The sequence below is a fragment of the Kitasatospora sp. NPDC093558 genome (assembly GCF_040683475.1).
Classification (GTDB): domain Bacteria; phylum Actinomycetota; class Actinomycetes; order Streptomycetales; family Streptomycetaceae; genus Kitasatospora.
In genome coordinates this window covers 1-2,180 of the sequence record NZ_JBFBDY010000895.1, presented here as the reverse complement: position 1 = coordinate 2,180, position 2,180 = coordinate 1, and the positions used below count along the sequence as shown (strand labels likewise).

Below are 2,180 nucleotides of genomic sequence, written 5' to 3'. Positions count from 1 at the left end.
GCCACACCGGCACCTACACCACGCCGGCCCACACCAAGGACGACGACTTCTTCCAGGCCGGCGAGCTCTACCGGCTCATGTCGGACGGCGAGAAGCCCGGTCACCACCCCGGCCGGCGAAGTCCGCAGCCTGCTGCCCCCGTTCGGCTTCGCGGGCGTCGAACTCCCGATGGGCCCGGTCCCGGCCCTCGGCGCCCACACCGACACCGCCCTGCGCACACTCGGCTACCCGGCCGACCGCATCGCCGAGCTCCGCGCGAGCGGGGTGCTGGGGGAGTAAGGACCTGCCCCCGCGCCGACGCCGCTCGCCCTGGTAGAGCCAGTTGCCCCTCGCCGCCATAACAACTCCTGTTCGGCGGGAGTGATGACGGATCGAAGCCAGTGCCGCAGGAGCCTCGGTGTCACGACGGGATGGCGTCTGCTCAAGAGCCTGTGGCGGGCGAGGGATCGTCGCGACCAGGGATGGGCCGCCCGGACGGCAGGGCCGATGGTGGCTTCTGCCGTACGGGCCGGCGGAGCCGACGTGGCTCCGCCCGTCAGCCGCCGACGGAGCGGGCCCCCTCGAGGAGCCCCGTGCGGGCCTCGTTCAGGGTTTCGGTCTGCCTGATGAGCTGGTCGACGGCGCTCGTCACCAGGGCCAGCTCGGCCGGCGTCGTCCAGCCCGGCCGGTGGATGATCTTGAGCAGCTCCTCGTGGGGGTCGTTGGTCAGGGACTTGGTCACCGTGATGAGGTGGTGAATCCGCTGCTCCAGGTGAGCCAGCCGGTCCTTATCCATGGCGCGCCGAACTCCTTCGGTCGTAGTGGCACGAACGGGCCATGCATACCCGGATCGGCCCGCTCTGCCAGCGGACCGAACGGGTGGCGTCGGCCTGACCCGAAAGACACGCCCTCGGCACGGCCCTCAGAAGGTGAGGGTCTGGCCGGGGACGGCTGCCTGCTTCCGGGTGTAGGCGACGCCGTGCACCTTGAGGCCGGACGGGTCGAGGAGGGTGATCGCGCCGCCGTCGGCGCCCAGCCGGAAGCCGTTCGCGGCCGGGAAGGTGGTGGAGGTGCCCGGCTGGAGCTCGGTGTCGGGCAGCGGGAGCACGTTCTGCAGCTGGTCGCTGAGCTGCCATCCCTGGAGGTTGATCGGCGCGGGCGAGGTGTTGACCAGGGTGACCGTCTCGGGCGCCGGGGCGACCGGGTTGACCAGCGCGGCCGAGATCCGCATCGGCTCCTGGTGCGGGGCGGTGGGCCGGGTGGGGGCGAGGGCGTGGCCGGTGGTGTCGTCGGTGTGCCACGCCTGGGACTGGAAGGCCAGGAAGATCGCCACCCAGCGGTTCTCCGCGGCGATGTGCATCAGCAGGCCGCCGTCCTGCCAGACCCCGTCGTCGCCGGCGTGCCCCGGGTCGTTGCCCTGGTTCATGTGGATGTCGTGGACGCCGTTCCCGGGCTGGAAGCCGAAGACCTTGTCGGCGGCGTCGGTGGGCCAGCGCTGGCCGAAGACGTAGAGGCCGATGGTCTGGTCGGCGATGGCACGCTGGACGTAGTGGTCGAGCAGGTCCTCCAGGTCGTTGTTGAGGCCGGGGACGTCGGGCGGCAGGGTGCGCATGGTGGCCGGGTCGAAGAGGTTCCCGCGGATGAAGTCGAGGCTCGCCGTGCCGGCTCGGGACGGCTCGGCGTGCCAGCCGCTGCCGGCCGGCGGGAGGAGCTGGGTCAGCGGGTGGTGGAAGTCGTCGATGGCGACGTACAGCAGGTTCGGCGGCGTGGTCTGGGACCTGACGTTCACGGCGATCCGGTAGTCGGTGCCGCTGTCGTCGCGTACGTGGATCTGGTAGTGCGGCGTCGAGACCTGCGCCGCCTCGCGCTTGCTCTCGATGGCCTTGGCGGCGAGCACGCCGTAGTTGACCAGGGGCATCTGTCGTCCTCTCGGCTGAAGGTGCGGGTGGCGGTGACGCGAAGTGCCTCCCGTTGTCGCGCCTCCCGTTATCGCCGATCGGCTGCCGGGCGGGGCGGAGAACCGCGCGGTGTTCACCCGCCTGCCATCCGACGACAGTCGAAAGCGCCCGTGCCGCGAGGCCACCGAGGTGATCGAACGCCGCTTCGGCCGGCTCGCACCCGTCGACCCGCGCCCCCTGACACAGGCGCGCGCCTGTGTGAGGGGGACAAGGGGTCGTCAGCCGTTGGTGCTGCCGGCTGTC

2 protein-coding genes and 1 pseudogene are annotated in these 2,180 nt (G+C 71.4%); 1 reads left to right on the top strand and 2 read right to left on the bottom strand.

Annotated features, from left to right (window positions below; translation table 11 throughout):
- Positions 1 to 279 (top strand): annotated as a pseudogene (locus AB0O00_RS36645) (hypothetical protein); the annotation flags it as partial.
- Between the two features lie 256 nt (positions 280 to 535).
- Here AB0O00_RS36645 and AB0O00_RS36640 read toward each other — a convergent pair.
- Entirely contained in the window at positions 536 to 775 is a 240-nt protein-coding gene (locus AB0O00_RS36640; protein WP_363659028.1) for a hypothetical protein, read from the bottom strand.
- Positions 776 to 901: 126 nt separating this feature from the next.
- Entirely contained in the window at positions 902 to 1,897 is a 996-nt protein-coding gene (locus AB0O00_RS36635) for a DUF2278 family protein (protein ID WP_363659027.1), read from the bottom strand.
- Between the last annotated feature and the right edge of the window lie 283 nt (positions 1,898 to 2,180).